This is a genomic window from Asticcacaulis sp. W401b (genome assembly GCF_046503825.1).
Lineage (GTDB): Bacteria > Pseudomonadota > Alphaproteobacteria > Caulobacterales > Caulobacteraceae > Asticcacaulis.
The window spans coordinates 53,834-72,515 of sequence record NZ_JBKFEE010000015.1 but is presented as its reverse complement, the minus strand read 5'-3'; the positions used below and the strand labels follow the sequence as shown (position 1 = coordinate 72,515).

Here is an 18,682-nt window from a genome sequence, read left to right as displayed (position 1 = left end):
ACGACGGGGTCATTGGGCCCGGAAGCGAGGGTTTGGCGCCAGCGCCCATCGCGCGGTGATGGCCGACGATGCAGGCGCGTGTCGAGCAGTTGGCGCGCCTTGTCGGCCTCGCCTGAACGCATGTAAGCGACCAGCAGCGTGTCCTCGAACACTTCACGCTGCGCGCCACTGCCGCCAATCCGCACAACCTCATGGGCGACGGGTTCAAGTAGAGAAGCGCAGGCCGCATAGTTGCCCTTAGCAAAAGCCGCGAGCGCCCGGCCGATAGCCGGCACGACCGCCCCCGCCCCAGGCGCACCCTTGTCTAGCAGCGCCTCCAGCCCGGAAAGGCGCGCTTCCAGAGCTTCCAGGTCACCCGTCGCGGCGGCGATCATGAGCATGTGGCTATCGATGAAGGCGTGACCGGCGGAAGGGTATCGTGATCGTGTGTAGTCGCTTATTTGTTCCCAGAGCCCCTCCGGCAGTCGGTGACCGTAGGCCGACATTCGCCACAATAAGGAGGCGCTGTCGCTGACAATATTGATGGGCATGCCGAGCGACACGTCCGGCTGAATCTGAGCGGTGTAGATGCGAAGCGCGCCATCGGCGTCGCCCTGCTCAAGCGCGTTTAAGGCGCGGTGCCACGCCAGATGGCCATGCAGTATGCCCTCGCGGGCGTAGCCCGGTAACCAGCCCGCGAGAAGGCTGTCAGCCTCGATAGTGGCGCCTTGCTCATACATCGCGTGCGTGAGCGCATGGACGCCATTGGCGTTCTCGGGCCGTAACGTGACAGCCCGCTCCAGAATTGATCGTCCCTGCGTAGCCTCACCGTTCTCAGCGATGGCCCAACCCGAATAGGTCAGGAACCACCAGTCATTGGACGCATACGCCCCTTCATATCGTTTACACAGATCAACGCGCGCCTGGTCGTGGTTCGCCATGCCCGAAAACGCCAGCAGGCCGAACGGTCCGAGTAGAAGAGAGAAGATCACGGCGTCGTTGGGCCAAAGATCCAGATGGGCCACGCCGGTAGATATGGCATGGTCTGAAGCGCCTTTGAGCGCGGTCGAAAGAACATGAATATGGCTGCGCTCGCGCTCATCCCCGAAACGTGCCGCCAGCCGTTCGGCCTCTGCAAAGGCTTGCCGGGCAAGCGTCGGCTGAGCGCAAATGGCGTGCAGTCGGCCTCGTGCGGCGTGCGCCAGGGCAAACTCCGGATCTCGCGCCAAGGCAGCGTCGAGTAGTTCGGCAGCGCCCGGCCACGCCGAAAGCATCAGCACCACGCCGTGATTGTAGTGCACGGCGGCCTGATCATTCCTAGTCGTCAGGAAGAGCGCTCGGGTATCCTGTTGAGTCATTGGGCTTTCGGTTCAGGTTGACGACGCAAAGGGCTCAATGCCTTCACGAATAGAAACAGTTTAGACCCATTGGCCATGTCCGTCTTTCGACTAGAGGCCAAATGATGTAGACTATCGGTCATGCTAGAGAATGACCCTTCGGGATGGACCGCTGTCGCGACCCCTACCTCAGAGCAGCCCCCCGCCCCTCTCACTGTTCGCGTGCAGACCTTGACCGCTAGATCGTTTTTTCCGGAGCACAGCCACGACTGGGCTCAGGTTGTCTACGCAGTATCCGGCGTGCTTACGATCATGACGGAAGGCCGATCTTTCGTGATCTCGCCGGAGCAAGCCGTGTGGTTGCCGCCGGGCTTTTCCCATCGCGTCGGCACGCTGTTCGGAGCCGAATTTCGCAGTCTGTGGATCGAAGCCGGCGCCGTTTGCGGCCTCGTCGATGATGCTACGGTGTTTGCCGTGTCACCGTTGATGAAATCCTTGATCGTTGAAGCCGCCGACATTCATCAGGGATTAGACGACGACGCCTACCGAGGCCGTGTCACGACACTGATCCTGGACCAGTTGCGTCGGATTGCGCCCCTGCCCGGCGCCCTACCCTGGCCTGTCTCTGATCGATTGATCACGCTCTGTCACTCCCTCTATGCTGACCCTGCGCATGACCGCTCTGAAAGTGACTGGTCGCGCGAAATCGGCATGTCGGAGCGCACGCTTCGACGCCGGTTCCAGGCAGAGGTGGGAATGAGCCTTCGGTCTTGGCGGCGACGCATGCGCTTATTCAAAGCCATTGAATTGCTGGGCGGCGGCCTGGATGTGACGCGCACCGCTCTGGAACTGGGGTACGGTTCGGCATCGGCCTTCATCTATGCGTTTCGAACTGAAATGGGCGTCAGCCCGAACACCTACATGCGGCAGCATTCCGTTTCGCGTTAGTCAGCGGCGAAATGCGTGGCGTGGGTCAGCGCGCCACCGGCCTTGATGGCTGCGGACACAAACGCTGCCTCGGCCAGTTCCGCTTCGCTCGCGCCGGCTTTGCGAGCCGCCTTCGAGTGCAGTTCGATGCAATACGGGCACTGGGTAGCAAGCGCTACTGCAACCGCCATCAGTTCCTTGTACTTCTTTGGGATCGCACCGTCAGCCAGTGCGGCCTCATCGAACTTCAGGAAAGCCTTCCACGCAGCGTCGGCATCTGCACCAAGCTTCGGAAGCTTTTTCATGTTGCTGGAATCGTACATGGGAATGCCTCCTAGTTCCGGCCAGCCATGACGCCGCCATCGACGTCGTGGACCGCGCCGGTCGTCCAGCCCGCCCGATCGGACAGCAGGAAGGCGATATGCTGAGCGACGTCGTCGGCGCGACCGACACGGCCGATCGGATGGAAAGCGTCAAACCCGCTTGTGAGCGCGCCTTCGATCTGATCAGGCGCAATGAAGGCCCCGTAGATCGGCGTGACCACAACGGCGGGAGCCACGGCGTTCACGCGGATGCCCTTGTCAGCCAGTTCCATGGCGAGGTGTTGTGTAAGCGAGTGCAGGCCGGCCTTCGCCATGGAATAGGCTGAAGACGGCGTGGCCTTGATGGCTTGCTTGGCCCACATCGAGCCGATGTTGACGATGGCGCCACCACCATTCCTGGCCATGTTGCGCGCAACGGCCTGAGTGAGGAAGAAGGTTGAACGGTTTAGATCGTGATAGCGATCGTAGTCTTCAACCGAATGGTCCAGGAACGGCTTCGGGAAGAAGTAGCCCGCAGCGTTGACCAGTTGATCGATGTGGCGGCTCTCGCCGTCAATACCGGCCACCAGGCTCTTGACGTCGTCCGAACTGTACAGGTCCGCCGCGAGGATCTCGGCGCTCCCGGTGCCAAGCGCATTAAGTTCCTTTTGCGCAACGCCCAGCTTGTCGGCGTCACGGCCGACCAGAAGGACGGAGCGTCCTTCCCGCACCAGGAGTTCGGCCGCGGCGCGGCCCATACCAGTTGATCCGCCCACAATGAGGCTCACTTTCGTCGTCATCTCGCTAGCATCCCTTCATCTATCTAACGTTAGATAGACATTTAAGTGTAGCAATTTGCGATGTCAAGGACTATCTAACACTAGATAGGTGAGCACATGACCAACATAGACATACGTGACCGAATTTTAGATGCTGCTGAGGCGCGTGCGCGTCGCGGCGGTTACAATGGCTTCAGCTACCGCGATTTAGCTGAAGACGTCGGGATAAAGAGCTCCAGCGTGCATTACCACTACCCCTCGAAGCCCCTGCTAGCCGAGGCGTTGATGCAGCGCTATACCCAACGCGCACAAGAACGCCTGGGGGTTGCCTCTGACGTTTCGGCAGAGGAAGCGGTCGATCGCGTCACGGCCATGTTCCGCGATGCGCTCGTTCAGGACGATCGTATGTGCTTATGCGGATTGTTTGGGGCTCAGCGAGACGAATTGCCGCCGGAAGTGGCTGCAGCAGTGGCCGGATTTTTTCAGTACATCCTGGATTACCTGCGAACGGCGCTCGCTGGAGAGACCGCATTCGGCACGCCTGAGTCATTGCTAGCAAAACTGGAGGGAGCTCTGATCTTGGCTCGGTCACTGCGTTCCGCTGACACATTCGAAGCCGCCATCGGCTGGAGACCGGCGCGGGCCTGAGCGTTTACAATCGCGACGAAGTAACCCAGAAACCTCATGAGGAAGTTTCCCGCCTGTGCCCCTTTAATGTTCAGAGGCCCCGAAGCGGAAATAACACTGATAAAGTTATTATTTGGCGGACCAAGTCCAAAAGCGGACGGATTTGGATGCGAATTGACACGTAAAATATTTGCGACCGAGCCAGGCCATGAAGATTCTCAAAAAAAAAGCCCACCGCTTGCACGGTGGGCAGTTGGGTTCCCCTGGGATCGGAATGAGGATGTGGTGAACTAGTACTTATAGGTCAGACCAATGGTGACGGTACGACCGATACGCGTTTCGAACAGTGTATCCTGACGACCGGAGTCGATAAACAGGCGGTTCTGCTCGTCGGTCAGGTTCTGGGCTTCTAGGGTGAGCTTCAGCTTGTCATTGACGGCGTAGGAGGCCGAAGCATCGACATAGAAGGTCTCGTCATTGCCTTGCAGATCGCTGCCCGCCGAGGCCGGGACGCCGCGCACGTACTTGCCGCGATAGGAACCCGTCGTCCGGAAGCTGAACGTATCGTTTTCCCAATACAGCGTACCCGAGGCGGACTCACGCGAAAGACCCGTTAGGTCGTTGGTCGTCGAGGTCAGGACGGCCCCTGTCGACGAGCTGGTCAGGATGTAATTGATCTCCGACGTGATGTGCGTGTAGTTGGCCAGAACGCCGAAATGGCTCCATAAGCCCGGCAGGAAGTCGAGCTCGGCCTGAATGTTCAGTTCGACACCAGACAACGGGCCGCCCGGCGTGTTGGCAATAAGGCCGACCAAGAAGTCGTCAGTCGGCTGCGTATTGCCCGGCCCTGTGGCCAGCAGTTCGTTCGGCAGACCCAGTTGATTATAGGGCATGGTCCTGTTGATGCGCTGGATGAAAGTCTTGATGTCCTTATGGAAATAGGCGACCGAGGCCAGAGAGCCGGGACGGAAGTACCATTCCAGTGCCGCGTCGTAGGTCGTAGCGCGGATCGGCTCGAGGTACGGGTTGTTGATATTGCCTGTACGGGTAGTGACGTTGACGCCGCTGGCGGGCGTCAGGTTACCCAGTTCTGGACGCGACATGACCTTCGCCGCCGAGAAACGCAGCAGCAGGTCGGGGTTCAGTTCGAACACGACGTTAGCCGAGGGCAGAAGGTCGTGATACTCACGCTCGACTTCGTTGCGCAACGTACCAGTCGGGTATTGGCCCCCCGGAGTCGCGATGGCGATATGGCCGACAGCGAACTGATGCGTGAAGACCGACCGCACGCCGACATCGCCGCGCACCGGAACCGGCAGCAGGTTGTCGTAATTGAACTCGGCCATGAGGTAGGTGCTCTTCACGGTTTCCTTGATCTGGGACTTGCCAGCACCGCATTCGATACCGCAATACTTCAGATCGTTGAATTTGAACGCTTCGCGCCACTTAACTGAGTCGATCGCCACCCAGCTTGCCGGTGCGCCATGCCCCCACAGGTCATCGAGACCGGTGATCTGCTTTGTGATACTGGCAAGAGTGACGCCCGCAGGCAGGGCTGTGACCGCGGTTTGGGTCGGAACGACATTGAGGTTATAGGCATTGAAGTCATTTTGACGATACTGAACGCCGAACTTCAGCGTGAGCTGAGGCGTAATATCGTATTTGCCGTCCAGACTGATCGTGGTAATATCGGTCGTGTTGTTGGCTGGTTTGCCCTGCGCGGTCCAGCCGCCGAGCACCGTCCCGTCCGCTGCGGCCGGCGCATAGGTGAAGTTGGCGGGATTTGACACATCGAAGCCGAATCCGAGAACCGGCGTCGTGTCGCCGCCGCGATAGTCGATCGAGAAGTTATCGACGTCGATGGCGTCGATGAAGGTTTGCAGGCGCATCGGGCTGTCCCAGACCGATGTCGACTTGCCGATGAAGCCGGTGACTTCGAACTTATCGGTGAATCGATGGCGGCCGTTCAGATTAACCTGAGTGAATTCCGAGGTGAACACATCGACCAGACCTTCGGAGCGTACGTCCATACCGTCGAACAGGCCGTAAAGTAGCGATCCGTTCGACTTGAACTGCACGTCCTTAACCGACACCATCGGCTGACCGTTATTCCCGATATTACGCGCCAGAGACAGGCCGGCGATGTAGTTGTCGCGGCGTTCGACCTCGTATTTGGAATAGAGAACGTCCAGCGAGAGGTCGGTATTGGCGTCGGGCTTCCACTGGAAGGTCAGGCTACCGCCCAGACGTTCGGTGTCCTGTTCGGAGTTCACGTAGCGCGGGATGCGCGGCAAGAACGCCCCCGAACCCGGCGTCGTCGCCGCATCGGCGCGGCGCAGGTTGTAGATCGTGTTATAGGCCGCGATGGTGCCGGTGCGCGGATTGTTGGTCGAACAGTTGGTGGCCGTCGCGCCCTTGGCGGCGCTTTCGGCCGAGTCGGGGCTGATCGACGCGCCGCCCGAAGGAGACACCCAGCCGATCGGCGTACAGAAGGGCTGTACTTCGCGCTGAACGACATTGTTGATCAGTACGGGATTGCCAGCCGCATCCCGACGGATGGCGCTGAAGCCGTTGGTATTGGCCGACAGGATATCCACGGCGGAATAACCGACTTCACGAGTGTGCTTTTCCTGATAGGTCAGGGTGCCGAGGATGCCGAACTTGCCGTCGCCGAACTTCCTGGAGGCCAGCAGCGTCAGACGCGGATCCGTTTTCTTCGCCAGTTCGTTATAGACGCCCTTGGCGGTGACGCTCAGGACTTCCGACTGACGGTAATCGAACGGCTTCGGGGCGCGCAGATCGACGGTTGCGCCCAGCGAGCCTTCCTCGACATCGGCCGACGCGGTCTTGCGGGCGGCCAGCGACGAGAAGATTTCCGACGGGAAGATGTTGAAGTCGAAGCTGCGGCCCGAATTGCCGGCGCCATAGATATCGGATGAACCCGTTTGCGCCGACCCTTCCATGCCATTCAGGCGGACGCGGGTGTATGTGCCGCCCAGACCGCGCACCGAGATGTTACGGCCTTCGCCGCCGTCGCCGCGCGAGAGGGTGACACCGGGGATGCGCTGCATCGACTCGGCGAGGTTGGAGTCAGGGAACTTGCCGATATCTTCGGACAGGATCGAATCAATCGTGCCGGCGCTGGTCTTTTTGACGTTCAGCGCGCTTTTCAACGAGCTGCGAAACCCGGTGACGACAACGGTTTGAATTTCATCATTGGCCGGAGCCGCTTCCTGAGCTGCGGCGAACAAGGGCAGAGCGGTAAGTCCCGCCATACCGGCAGTGATAAGCAATGCCTGCTTCAGCTTGGTCTTCTTCATGGTGTTTCCTGTGAGCTTGTCTTTTTTTATCAAGGCCGCGAAATCGCACCCTTCATGAAGTCAGACGCTCAGCAGACAAAAACCCTCAAAGAAAATTTGCAAAATAGATCAATTTAGGGACCTGCCGTCCAAAAAATCTAAAATTTGACCGTTGCGCCGACGCTGACGGTTCGTCCCGACCGCGTGCTGTAAACGACGTCTCGACGGCCGCTGTCGATATATTGCTCGTTGAGTTCATCTGTCAGGTTTTGGGCTTCGATGAATATTTTCACCCGTGACGTCAAGGCGTAGGCAGCAGACGCGTCGAGAAACACGGTCGGTGCATTGCCCTGAAGGTCGCTGCCAATGCTTGCCGGTATGCTGCGGATATAGCGGCTCTTGTACGTCCCCACCAAACGGAAGCTCATGCTGTCATCTTCGTAAAATACGGTGGCGCTGGCGGAGTTTCGCGACAGCCCGATCAGATCGGCGGTCACCGTCGATGTCGTTTTACCGTCCGCGCTCGACAACGCATAGTCGATCCTCGACCAGCTCCGGGTATAGTTGGCCATGAACCCGAAATGCCGCCACACCCCGGGCAGAAACTCTAGATCGGCCTGAAGATTGAGTTCAATACCGGTCAGGGGCCCGCCCGCCGTATTGACCACGCGCGTGATCGTGAACACGTCCGATGACAGGGCGTTGCTGTTTCTGAGAATTTCGACAGGCAGACCTAGTTGATGAAACGGCACCTGGGTGTTGACGCGCTGGATGTAGTCAGAAATATTTTTGTGAAACAAACCGATGGAAACAATCGAGTTTCGGGCAAAATACCATTCGAGCGACAGATCGAGGGTCGTGGCGCGAATAGGCTTCAGGTCGGGATTTGTTATGATGCCGAGGCGCGGTACCGGATTGACCGAGGCGCCTGGCATCAGAAAGTAGAGGTCAGGCCGGGAGATGACCTTGGCCGCAGACAACCGCAGCAACAGCTCAGGGTCCAGATCGATCACCACATTGGCGGACGGCAACCATCCGTCGTAAACCCGCTCCGTGGCGTGCCGGATGCCCGTGGTGGGATATTCCGAACCTGCCGGGGTTGCGACAGGAATGTAGCCTGCAGCGCTCTGAGCGGTTTGAAAATAGCGCACGCCGAAATTTCCGCGGACGGGAAAAGTAAAGGTTTTTGCCGTGTCGAATATCGCCATCGCGTATATGGCGGACGTCGTCTCGGAGACTTGCCCGGCACTTGCGCCGCATTCGGTCGCGCAATAGCGGAACGCGTCCATCTTCACTGCGGCAGCCCAGCGTTCGGGATCGATCGCCACCCAGCTGGCCGGCGCGCCGTAACCCCAGGCCTTGTCGAGCCCCTGCACGCGCGTGGTCAGACGGGATAGATCCAAAGGCGCGTCGACGGTCATTTGCGAGGGCACCAGATTTAAGGCCCGTGTCGAAAACCGTTCCTGACGAACCTCAAACCCGGCTTTCAGTTTCAAGCCTTCGTCGGCACCCCACCGTCCGTTTACCACTAAAGTTCGGTTCAGCGATCGATTGACCAGCGGCTTGCCCTGCGTGGAAAACCCGCCGCGTACGGTGCCATCCGAAAGCGCCGGGGCAAAGGTGAAATCCGAGACGTCATCGACATCCAACCCACCAAAGCTCAGTATGGGCGGGGCGCGGTTATCGCCACGAAAATCGATGGCAAAATCAGAGGTGTCGATAGCGTCCATATACAGTTGGAGGCGCAAAGGATTGTTGTATGTCGTATCTGAAGCACCCATCAGACCCGAAACCTCGAACCCCGGGGACACTCTGCGTCTGAACGTCAAAGCGGCGTGTGAAAACGTCGTGGAAAACACATCCGTCAGGCCTTCCGAGCGCACATCGACGCCATCGAAGACGCCGTATAGCAATGACCCCGTGGGCGTAAAGTCGACCACTTTCACCGACACCATGGGCTGCCCGTTCGATGTGATCGCCCGCGCGAAGGACAGGGCTTCGATATAGTTGTCCTGACGTCGGTTTTCGTACCGAGTAAAGATCAGATCAAGCGACAGGTCGGTTGCCTCATCGGGGCGATATTGGACACTAAGCGTCGCCGCCGCGCGCTTTTCCCGCTGGGTCGAATTCAAAAACCGCGGCAGGCGTGGAAAATAGGCCCCGCTGGCCGGTGTATCGGGCGCTACGGCGGCGCGCTGGGCCATGATCCGGCCATAGGCTTCCAGCGTCCCGGTTCGAGGATTACCGGTCGAGCATTGGGTGGCCGTGGCGCCCTTGGCCGCGTAGATCAACGGGTCCGGGGCGACCGGTACATAGCCCAAGGGCGTGCAGAACGGCTGCGCGGCCAGGCCCTCCCCGATACCATTGCCCGAAAGGCCCGCCGACAGGACATCGGCAGCGGAATAGCCGACCTCGCGCGTTCGGCCTTCCTGATACGATAGGGAGGAGAGCACGCCTAACCGACCAGAAGCCAGCTTGCGTGAAAACAGGACCGACACCCTTGGGTCAATCGATTGACTGACACCATTTCGCGACGCTCGAAAAGATGCCGACAGCATTTGCTCTTCGGGCAAATCCAGAGGCTTCGGTACATGAAGATCCACCGTCGCCCCCAGACTGCCTTCCTCAACATCGCTGGACGCCGATTTGCTGACGATCAGGCTGGAGAAAATGTCGGCCGAGAAGACGTTGAAATCAAAGCTTCGGGCATTGTTGTTCGGTCCGAACTTGTCCGACGCGCCCGTCCGCGACGCCGCCTCCATGCCGTTAATACGTACGCGGGAAAACATCGGCCCCAGTCCTCGGACCGTAATATTGCGCCCCTCCCCTCCGTCCCCGACAATCAGGGTAACGGCCGGGATGCGCTGCATGGCTTCGGCTAGGTTGGTGTTGGGAAATTTGGCAACGTCTTCGGCCAGAATGGCATCAACCGTTCCTGCGCTGCGCCGCTTGATTAACAGCGCCTGGTTTAGACTGCCGCGAAAGCCTCTGACGACAACCTCTACGACAGGTGCCTCCTGCCGCATTCCGTCGTCTACGGATACCCGATAGTCTTTAAAATCCAACGGCGGTGATGACGGCTTCGGCTTCGATGTGTCCGCCACAATCAGTATGACACCCCGGTCGGTCAGCCTGAACGTAAGCCCGGTGCCCTTAAGTAAAAGTCCTATAGCGTCGGTATCGGAATAGACGCCGGAGACAGCGCGACTTCGTCTGTCTTTGACCAGCGTTCGGTCGTACAGCACGGGGGTATTTGACACCTCTCGGAATGTATCGAGCGCCTCGGACAGGGGGCGAGCGGGTATCTCATACTGACGCACGGACGCCTCCGCGCAACAGGTTGCCGGAAGGCCGCAGACCATCGCCGCGCCTGCACAACTCAGCAGGAACAGAGTCGGACTGTTCATTCCTCGCCTCATCCTGTACCCTTTGCCGCACTTTCTGCGTCGTGAACGGCTTGCGGTCGTTTTCTTTAGCTCATACCCGATTTTTGGTCCGGCAGGTCTGTGTCAGGTTCGCCGACGCAGCGTAAGTCCATTTGAATTCCGCTCGACGCGCACCGGATACAACGCCTGAACCGCTTCGACGAAGGCCGCGGTCTGGCCGGCCATGAACATACCGTCCATGCGCAAATCCGCCACGTCCGGGGCGACCAAAATCCGCGTCGGAGCATAGTTGTTCATACGATCGACGGCGTCGGCCAACCGTTCATTATCGAAAATCAGACGGCCCTCGCGCCAGGCCAGTTCACGCCCGCTGTCGAAAGCCCGCAAGCCGTACTGATAACGAGCCGTTCCATGGACAGTCAATTCTTGTAAAGGTAACAACTCATGGCTTTGACGGCCCTCGCTCTTCCCCGGCTTGTCGGCCACCACGACCTTGCCCTTGAACAGGGCTACTGTCACCGATGCCGGACGCAGATCGACCGTGAAATCCGTTCCAAGGGCCGTGACCACCTGATCACGCGCCGAAACCTGAAACGGGCGCGCGGCATCGTGCGCGACATCGAAATGCGCGCGGCCCTGAACCAGATCGAGCTGCCGCAAATGGCCGTTGAAATGAATATTCAGTACCGAATTGGCGTCCAGCGTCACCAGCGACTGATCGGGCAGAAGGAAGGTCTTCATTTCGCCCACAGCCGTGGCAAATGAACGGCGGTTACCGTCGTAGAAAAAGACACCGGCGGCAACGGCGACCGCCGCAGCGACACCACTGCCGCCAACCAGCAATCCCCGACGGCTCACCCCGCCCATGTTCCAGCGCTTCTGTTCCATCTGATAGGCACGCTGCAAGGCGCGCGTGCGCAAGGACAGTAACTCAGGCGAGGTTTTGTAATCGTCGAAGCTGGCCCATATCGAACAGACTCGTGTCCAGGCCGCTTCGTGGCGCGGGTCCGCCGTCAGCCATTGAAAAAAGGCCTGCTCATCGAAGCTTTCGGTCAGACGGCGGGCCTCAAGCCACGCGGCGGCCTCAGTCAACTGTTCAGGCAAAACGGTAAGGTCTGACACAATAAACCTATAGGTTCGCGAATTCTGCGAGGTGAGCGATAGCGCGGATCATGTCTTTTTCAATAGACGAGACCGACAATCCGTACATGCGGGCTATCTCGGCGTATTTCATGCCTTCGAGCCTGTGAAGTATAAACACGTCCCGTGCCCGCTCATCAAGTTTTTCCAGTGCCAGAAGAATGCGGTCAAGCGACTGCTTACTGATTAGGACGCGTTCGGGCGAAATCCCCTCAAAACTATTTTCAAGTACGCCCTGCCCTTGCAGATAGCCATCAGCTACCTTTGCATGGCGAGCCCGATCACGTAAGGCATTTGTCGCCGCCGCAAACAGAAACCCCTCCGGATTTTCCATTTTTTCGACGTCTGTCCGGTGCGCGATCTTAATGAGGAGGTCGTGCGTCAGATCTTCGGCGTCGTCGCGGTTGCGCACGCGACGAAAAAAGAACCTCTGAAGCCCCGCATTGTATTTTTTATAGAGATGCGACAGCGTATCTGTCGAGATATCCGCAGACTTCTCCAGGCGGTCAGCCATAGACGACCTCCTCACCTGTCAGGGCTGAACACTCGTGCTGTCGCATTTCGCTCCCTGACGCTTGATGATGTGCCATGTTTTTATTGAGCTACAATTATCACACAAATAAGCTTCGTCAACGTGTACCGTCCCGGATTTGCCGGAGGCTCCAACGTCTGAGAAGATGGCGCTATCATGGGCATAACGACGAACAAGTTGTCCCCTGAAGTCCGCGAACGCGCCGTGCGGATGTTCTTCGATCATCAGAGCGATTATCCCTCCCGATGGTCAGCCCTGTTGTCGATATCAGGCAAGATAGGCTGTACGGCGCAGACGTGCCGAGCGACATGAACGAGAAGCTCAAGACGCTTGAATGAGAGAACGAGGAACTGCGCCCGGCCAACGAGATCCGGCGTAAGGCCAGCGCATATTTCTCCCAGACGGAGCAAGCCGAAGAACTGGGCGCCCATTCAAGCGATGATCGCCTTTGTTGACGATCACAGGGATACCTACGGGGTCGAGCCGATCTGCAGAGTCCTGCCAATTGCCCCATCCACATACCGCGCACACGTCGCCTGCCGCCAAGATCCGGAGCGCCTGTCGGCAAGGACTCGCCAGGATATCGTGCTCAAACCAGAGGTGGCGCGTGCATTTGCCGAAAACTATGAAGTATGTGGTGCCCATAAAGTCTGGAGACAGATGGAGCGGGAAGGATATGGCATCGCCAGATGCACTGTCGAGCGGTTGATGCGGTCCTTGGGCTTGCAAGGCATTATCCGCGGAAAGCCCGTTCGTACAACGGTTTCTGATAAGGCGGCGCCGTGTCCACTGGATCATGTAAACCGGCAGTTTCACGCGACGGCACCGAACTGTCTTTGGGTGTCAGACTTCACCTATGCCGTCACATGGCAAGGCTTCGTCTGTATGGTCTTCGTAATCGCACCTTTGCGCTCCTCATCCTCAGTTACCTAAACGCAGAACCGGCGCGGTCAAAAGGCCCGACGGCAGGGGTTTGAGGTTATCCATATTCTGCGGCTGGAAGCGGTCGCCGTACTTCGCCCTGAGCGCGGTATAGTCCGCCGCCGGACGCCCGGCTAAGGTATTGACCGCCGTATTGGCGACGCGGATGTCGATGCGGTTGTCGCCGACTTTCAGGAAGAGCTTCAGGTCGATCTCGTAGGGCGCGGTCCATACGGCACCCGCGCGTTTGCCGTTGACAAAGACCTCCGCCGCATCGCGTACCGGGGCGTTCAGCCAGGCGCGGCTGCCGTTGCGGCGACCATCGGGGATCGCTTCGGGGGTACCGTCGCCGAAATCGAGCCGCGTGAGGCCCGCCGCCAGATCGGACTTGCTCAGTTTCACCGTCCGGCTATAGGTCGCCACTCCGGAAAAGTGCTGGCGCGACGGATCGTCGGTCCATGACCCGAAGGCGTTGACCGGTTTGCTGGCGACCGGTTTGGCGGGGGCATTGTCAAAGCTCAGGGTCCAGCCTCCGTCGAGAGAGCGCGACGAGGCTTTGCCGGTGACGACCGGCGACAGATTGGCCGACGCCGCCGCGCCAAAGACAAAGACGCGCGATTCATAGGGGGCCAGGGTCACCGGAGCACCGTCCCAGGCGCGGACCGTCCCGTCGACCGCATTCCACACTTGACCCGCCTTGCCGGCGCGGAACGTCAGCGGCAGGGTCACCGGCGTGTTGCCGGTATTAGCGACGAAATAGAGGTCGCCGTCGGAGAGCTGGCGATGGACGAAGCCCGTCTCCGGCGTCAGACCCGTCACGTCCGGCGCGACAAGCGTTTTCAGCGTGGCACCCACATCGTTTTCGGCCACGGGGGCGCCTTTGAACAAGCGCGCGCTGATCGCCTTCACTGCCGCCGTATCCGCATCGGCCTCGATCAGATCGGCGCCGCTGTCGGGCAGGCGGTCCACCGCGATGACCCGTCCCCCGGCCCGGGCGAAGGCCTCGACCCTGGCATAGGCCGCCGGATCGATACGCGTCATTTTCGGCAGGATCAGCACCTTCGCGCGAAACCCTCTGGCCGACAGGGCCTGATCGTCGACATAGTCGAAGGCGAAGCCGGCGTCGAGGATCTGCGCGGTCAGGCCTTTGGTGATGTATTTCCCGGTCTCGCCGTCGATGGACACCGTGCCCGGTTTCGACGCGGCCAGCGCATCGTCCTGCGGGATATAGATGGCGATATCGGCGACGGGCTGCCCCTGTTGCAGCAGCCAGCTCATACGCTGAAGGTAGCGATTGACCTCCGGCATGACCGTCCACCACGGATTATGGTCGTTAAACACAGCGGCGGCGTACATGGCCCAGCCCGGTTCACCGGCTTCCGGCGGCGAATAGGGCCAGCCGTGGGCGATGAAGTGATTGACGCCTTGCAACATCAGGGTGTCGGCCTCGGCCTTGATGTCGAGCGGGGTTGCCTGAAAGGCGCCCTGATGCAGCCAGGTCCAGGCTTCGGCGCTGGTTACGGCTTTCTCATACATGTGGTTGGCCGAACTGGCCCAGCGCATGCGCGAAAAGATGCGCCAGTCGGCCCCTTCGCCATCGGCCAGATCGACCCGCCGCATCGACGACAGCGTCACCGGCGGGTGGCCATAGGTCTGCGAACGGAACCGCGTGCCGTTGCGTTTCGCCCAGTCATTGACCGGCGTCAGATAGCGTTCCTCGGTCAGTTCGGCGAGCGTCAAGCCCCAGTCGCGGCGGATGGCGGCGCTGTCGGGCTTGGCGTCGAACCATTTGAGCAGGTGGGGTTTAAGATCATAGCCCCGGCGCTTTTGGAACTCGGTCAGCAGATCGTCGGTCCAGTCGGTACCATAGGCCTCAAGGCTATCGCTGAACACGGCGTAGGGCTTGTCATCGGGAAACGCCGTCAGCAGGCGGTCGCCCACGGCATGCAGATGCGTCTGCACGGCGTCCGGGCTCATATGGTCGAGGACGTAGCCTTCGGCACCGACCGAGGCGCGCTTGACCTGCTGACCCGTCGGGGTTTGCAGGACGACGAAGACAGTGCGCGCGGCGGGGGCCGCCTTGACCGTGACGGTGTCCGCCTTCGCTTCGACCAGAACCGCATCCGCCGCCGAGGTGCCGACAAAGGTGGCCAGGACGCGCTCACCCGGTTTCAGGACGGGCAGTGTGACAGCGGTCGCCGAGGCCGCCAGCGGCAGCCTGACCAGCGCGACCCGCGCCGCCGCCATGTCCGCCGTAATATGCGGTCCGCCGAACGGCCAGCCGGACCCGAGCGTGAGATCCACCCGCAGGCCTTCGGCACGGCCCGTCTCATTGGCCAGTTTCAGCGCGCCCAAATGCGCGTCGGAGAGATAGGGCTGATTGCCATCGACCACCAGCGGATAGAGCGCCGCCAGCTCGAACCCGCCGAAGCCGCCCTGCTTCATCGCCTTGATTTCGCGCACGATCTCCGCGTCGCTGACCCTGGGGCCGAACCACCACCAGCGCACCATTGGCCGCGCTTCGGCCGGCGGCGCGGCAAACCCCTCGGCTATTGTCTCGGCCTGAGCTGGCCCCCACAGGGCCGCGACGACCAGAGATGTGGTCAGCAAAGACCTCATTAAAAATGGGCGCAAAGCTCTCGCGGCAGGTCGTGGCATCTGGGATTCCTCTTTTTATATTGGCGTATCGCTAACTTGATGTCGCTCTCATTGGGTATTGTTTTGTCGCAAACCCTGGCGTGTGTTAGCTTTGGTGAATTCACATCGTGAACTAGGCTGCGAGACTATCGAACTGACCGGCGAAAGAGAGAGTCCCGCTGTCGATTGGCTCCAATTGCCGCTTTCGGATCAGATGCACAAGCTTGATCCCGCTTAGGATAAAACCGGCACCGTTTTCCGATTTGAAACCAAGCATCGGACCCACAAGACGCTTGATCCTGCGATGATCCTGCTCGATGCTGTTGTTTAGGTATTTGCTGGTGCGGATCTGGATTGGTTCGCAGGCGATGTCCGTCTCTGATGTTTTCAACTTTGCTACAAGGTCGGCTTCGAAGATAGCTGTCCGGTTGGGTTGAGAACCGTCGATGGAGAACTGGACCCGTCTCTGGTACCGACCCAAGGCCTTACGAATAAACCGTTTCGCTGCGGCAACATCTCGGGTTCTACGGAAGAAAAATTCCACCGTGGCGCCCGGGTTGTCGATAGCTTGGTAGCGATATGGCCATTCGGCGCAAATTTTGATGTAGGTTTCGCCAAGATGCCACTTAGCGAGAAGGCCGCGCTTTCGGCGATTGAACACCTCAATAGGTTGGGGCGTGAAGTGCACCACCCATCCCCTACTTAAACACCGTTTTTGGGAAAGATTTGTATAAACAATGGGATATTGGCACTGATTTCGGTGTTTGCACTACATTTTAAGGGTTTGCGGAGGCTGTGTCAGGCGGCCTCAGATTTCAGGTTCGGGGGCAGTGCAATGCCGGCCGCCTGGAAGATGGTTCCGACCTGGCCCCGAACGCTGGTGCGGCCGGTGATACGCTTGCCATCCTTTTCGATGGTGGCCTCCTGAAGGCGATCAAGATCGCGTAGCAGGTCCTGCCATTCGAGCTTCACGCCCTTTGCGGCGCAGAGGTCCGCCAGTTCCTTCTGCAGCAGCAGAGCCAGGAAGGAACAGAAGATGTGCCCGCGGATAGCTTCGTCGGATGAGTGATAGATCGGCCGGGTTTTCATGACCGCCTTGGCGCGGCGGAACAGTTCCTCGACCTTCAGAAGGTCACGATAGCGCAGGACGGCCAGCAGCGGATTAATCTTGGTATTGGTGCGCAGGACGAAGATGCCGTCATAACGGGCCTCCTCTGCAAGCTTGCCGGCATCGATCTCGAAGGCCGGCTTATCATCGCCGCGGTCAGTGACCTTCAGGTATCGGCGATAGCCCTTGTTGCCGACCAGGGCCTTGTCCCCGCGCTTCAACTGGGTCTGCAGGCCCTCGACGATCGCTTGGCGATCCATCCGGTCCTTCTCGGCTTCAGCCTCATTGCGACAGACGATGTAGCGCTCGCCTTCAGCCATGACCTCCTTGATAAACAGTTGTGTCTCGCCCTGAGTGCGTTCGATCAGCAGGGGGACAAAGGGCTGGGTGTCGTCCATCACCGTATCGCGCACGATCTTGCTTGAGCGCTCGCGCGCCCCCAGGATATATTCGAGCTTGCGCGCCTCCAGGGCGGCAATGGTCGCCTTCGAGATCATGCCGCGATCGGCTACCACACAGACACGTCCAATGCCGAAGCGCTTTTGCAACCGGTCGACGATCGGAAGGAGCACGGTGCTGTCGGCGGTATTGCCAGGCATCATCTCCGAACAGATCGGACGGCCAGTGCCATCGATGACCACGGCCAGAACCACCTGCTTCAGATCGGGGCGATAATCCTTGGAATGGCCATGCGCGCCGAGGCTGTCGCCGCCTTCGCCATAGAAGGACAGGGTCGTCGTATCCATGAAGACCAGGGACAGATCTGTAAACAGATCGCGGCGTCGATCGAACAGGGTCTCCTCGATCACGTCCTTCACACAGCGTGGTGCCAGGGCTCCCTCCGCCTTTTCCTCGATCTCTTCCCCCAACCACGCCACCGCACGATAGAGGTGATGCAGTTGCAGGCCGTCTATGCCGTCGATCTTGTAGTCGCTCATCCACTTCTCGCAGGACCGATCCGAACCGGAGACGAACAGGCGGTGCAGAACACTGACGAACACGGCACGTTCAACGGCGAACTCAAAGGCGCGTTTGGCCAGTTGGTCGCGAAGGACGTCGCCAATGCCCAGGCGCTCCCACAACCGGCCGAATAACAATGGGCCGCCGATGCGCGTCGAAGCCAACTCACCGTTATCGATCTCGGATAAGACAAGGTTACGGTCCGAATGTTGAGCCATGGACGCGATCAGGCGATCGAGATCGCCTGACAGCAGTAACTGGTCTTTGCGTCCAAGGGGGCGAATTAGACGCTGACGCACCTTGCCATTCTCGCGGTAGGTCTCCGCGAGATAGAGATATCGATGCCCGCGGGCGACCTTTTCAACGACAAACATGATTCCGTTGTCACCTGAGAATCGCCGGAAATCAATACAAATAAGGGCATTGATGAAAATATGTTTTCACTACACATTATGACGGGGCCAAAACGCGGCTCAATAAATACAACCACTTACGCGAAATGTTCACCGCATGTTCCGCCTGCGCTGTTTAAGTAGGGCCATCGATCGATCGTCGAATGATCCAGCCCGATGTAAGGTTTGAGGATCATCTCTGCGAGGTTCCAAAGCTAAGACCGTTCGCCGTTTACCAGCGAACGCACAACAGAATTACCGAACGGTCAAAATGGCGACCTTTGAACATGGGCTTTTGCCTCTTCACAACCCATCAGGCAAAGGTCTTCCTAGGCGTAAAGTTTTTGCGACAGAGC

At 59.3% G+C, this 18,682-nt stretch carries 12 protein-coding genes, 1 pseudogene and 1 other annotated feature; of the genes and pseudogenes, 3 read left to right on the top strand and 10 right to left on the bottom strand.

Features of this window, described 5'->3' with window-relative positions; translation table 11 throughout:
- Positions 1-1,337: tetratricopeptide repeat protein (locus ACK8OE_RS18180; protein ID WP_410273742.1), on the bottom strand; the 1,337-nt coding region annotated here is incomplete at its 3' end.
- Between the two features lie 120 nt (positions 1,338-1,457).
- Between ACK8OE_RS18180 and ACK8OE_RS18175 the strand changes: the two genes are divergently transcribed.
- Positions 1,458-2,264, top strand: coding sequence for an AraC family transcriptional regulator (locus ACK8OE_RS18175; RefSeq protein ID WP_410273741.1), 807 nt, complete (start codon positions 1,458-1,460; stop codon positions 2,262-2,264).
- On the opposite strand, the gene ACK8OE_RS18170 is transcribed toward ACK8OE_RS18175, so the two are convergent.
- Both ACK8OE_RS18170 and ACK8OE_RS18165 read right to left on the bottom strand, forming a co-directional pair.
- The gene (locus tag ACK8OE_RS18170; RefSeq protein ID WP_410273740.1) at positions 2,261-2,566 is read right to left on the bottom strand and encodes a carboxymuconolactone decarboxylase family protein; all 306 of its coding nucleotides are present in this window, start codon (positions 2,564-2,566) and stop codon (positions 2,261-2,263) included. The two genes, ACK8OE_RS18175 and ACK8OE_RS18170, sit on opposite strands and share 4 nt — an antisense overlap.
- 11 nt (positions 2,567-2,577) lie before the next feature.
- Positions 2,578-3,345 carry an SDR family NAD(P)-dependent oxidoreductase gene (locus tag ACK8OE_RS18165; RefSeq protein WP_410273739.1) on the bottom strand — a complete coding sequence of 256 codons (768 nt, stop codon included), beginning with the start codon at positions 3,343-3,345 and terminating at the stop codon, positions 2,578-2,580.
- A 96-nt stretch (positions 3,346-3,441) separates the two neighbouring features.
- On the opposite strand from ACK8OE_RS18165, the gene ACK8OE_RS18160 reads away from it, so the two are divergent.
- Positions 3,442-3,972: a TetR/AcrR family transcriptional regulator gene (locus tag ACK8OE_RS18160; protein WP_410273738.1), complete on the top strand. Its 531-nt coding sequence runs from the start codon at positions 3,442-3,444 to the stop codon at positions 3,970-3,972.
- Positions 3,973-4,241: 269 nt separating this feature from the next.
- Here ACK8OE_RS18160 and ACK8OE_RS18155 read toward each other — a convergent pair whose 3' ends face one another.
- The 4 genes from ACK8OE_RS18155 to ACK8OE_RS18140 form a co-directional block, all read right to left on the bottom strand.
- A complete protein-coding gene (locus ACK8OE_RS18155) occupies positions 4,242-7,271 on the bottom strand; it encodes a TonB-dependent receptor (RefSeq protein WP_410273737.1) in 3,030 nt (1,009 codons plus the stop codon).
- A 137-nt stretch (positions 7,272-7,408) separates the two neighbouring features.
- Positions 7,409-10,495: a TonB-dependent receptor gene (locus ACK8OE_RS18150; RefSeq protein WP_410273736.1), complete on the bottom strand. Its 3,087-nt coding sequence runs from the start codon at positions 10,493-10,495 to the stop codon at positions 7,409-7,411.
- A 264-nt stretch (positions 10,496-10,759) separates the two neighbouring features.
- On the bottom strand, positions 10,760-11,758 hold the full coding sequence (locus ACK8OE_RS18145; RefSeq protein WP_410273735.1) for a FecR family protein: 999 nt from the start codon (positions 11,756-11,758) through the stop codon (positions 10,760-10,762).
- A 7-nt stretch (positions 11,759-11,765) separates the two neighbouring features.
- Positions 11,766-12,290: an RNA polymerase sigma factor gene (locus tag ACK8OE_RS18140; protein ID WP_410273734.1), complete on the bottom strand. Its 525-nt coding sequence runs from the start codon at positions 12,288-12,290 to the stop codon at positions 11,766-11,768.
- Between the two features lie 174 nt (positions 12,291-12,464).
- Here ACK8OE_RS18140 and ACK8OE_RS18135 point away from each other — a divergent pair.
- A pseudogene (locus ACK8OE_RS18135) lies at positions 12,465-13,208 on the top strand (IS3 family transposase); the annotation flags it as partial.
- Positions 12,694-12,821, top strand: a sequence feature (AL1L pseudoknot). Its footprint overlaps the pseudogene before it by 128 nt.
- A 21-nt stretch (positions 13,209-13,229) precedes the next feature.
- On the opposite strand, the gene ACK8OE_RS18130 reads toward ACK8OE_RS18135, so the two are convergent.
- The 3 genes from ACK8OE_RS18130 to ACK8OE_RS18120 form a co-directional block, all read right to left on the bottom strand.
- Entirely contained in the window at positions 13,230-15,839 is a 2,610-nt protein-coding gene (locus tag ACK8OE_RS18130; protein WP_410273733.1) for a glycosyl hydrolase, read from the bottom strand.
- A gap of 160 nt (positions 15,840-15,999) precedes the next feature.
- On the bottom strand, positions 16,000-16,554 hold the full coding sequence (locus ACK8OE_RS18125; RefSeq protein ID WP_410273732.1) for an IS6 family transposase: 555 nt from the start codon (positions 16,552-16,554) through the stop codon (positions 16,000-16,002).
- Between the two features lie 110 nt (positions 16,555-16,664).
- On the bottom strand, positions 16,665-18,308 hold the full coding sequence (locus tag ACK8OE_RS18120; protein WP_410271822.1) for an IS1634 family transposase: 1,644 nt from the start codon (positions 18,306-18,308) through the stop codon (positions 16,665-16,667).
- Positions 18,309-18,682: the final 374 nt, after the last annotated feature.

Excerpts from the sequence above, each read along its gene's own strand:
- ACK8OE_RS18170 (WP_410273740.1), bottom strand. The coding sequence starts at position 2,566 with ATGTACGATTCCAGCAACATGAAAAAGCTTCCGAAGCTTGGTGCAGAT.
- ACK8OE_RS18160 (WP_410273738.1), top strand. The coding sequence starts at position 3,442 with ATGACCAACATAGACATACGTGACCGAATTTTAGATGCTGCTGAGGCG.
- ACK8OE_RS18165 (WP_410273739.1), bottom strand. The coding sequence starts at position 3,345 with ATGACGACGAAAGTGAGCCTCATTGTGGGCGGATCAACTGGTATGGGC.
- ACK8OE_RS18140 (WP_410273734.1), bottom strand. The coding sequence starts at position 12,290 with ATGGCTGACCGCCTGGAGAAGTCTGCGGATATCTCGACAGATACGCTG.
- ACK8OE_RS18175 (WP_410273741.1), top strand. The coding sequence starts at position 1,458 with ATGCTAGAGAATGACCCTTCGGGATGGACCGCTGTCGCGACCCCTACC.
- ACK8OE_RS18155 (WP_410273737.1), bottom strand. The coding sequence starts at position 7,271 with ATGAAGAAGACCAAGCTGAAGCAGGCATTGCTTATCACTGCCGGTATG.
- ACK8OE_RS18120 (WP_410271822.1), bottom strand. The coding sequence starts at position 18,308 with ATGTTTGTCGTTGAAAAGGTCGCCCGCGGGCATCGATATCTCTATCTC.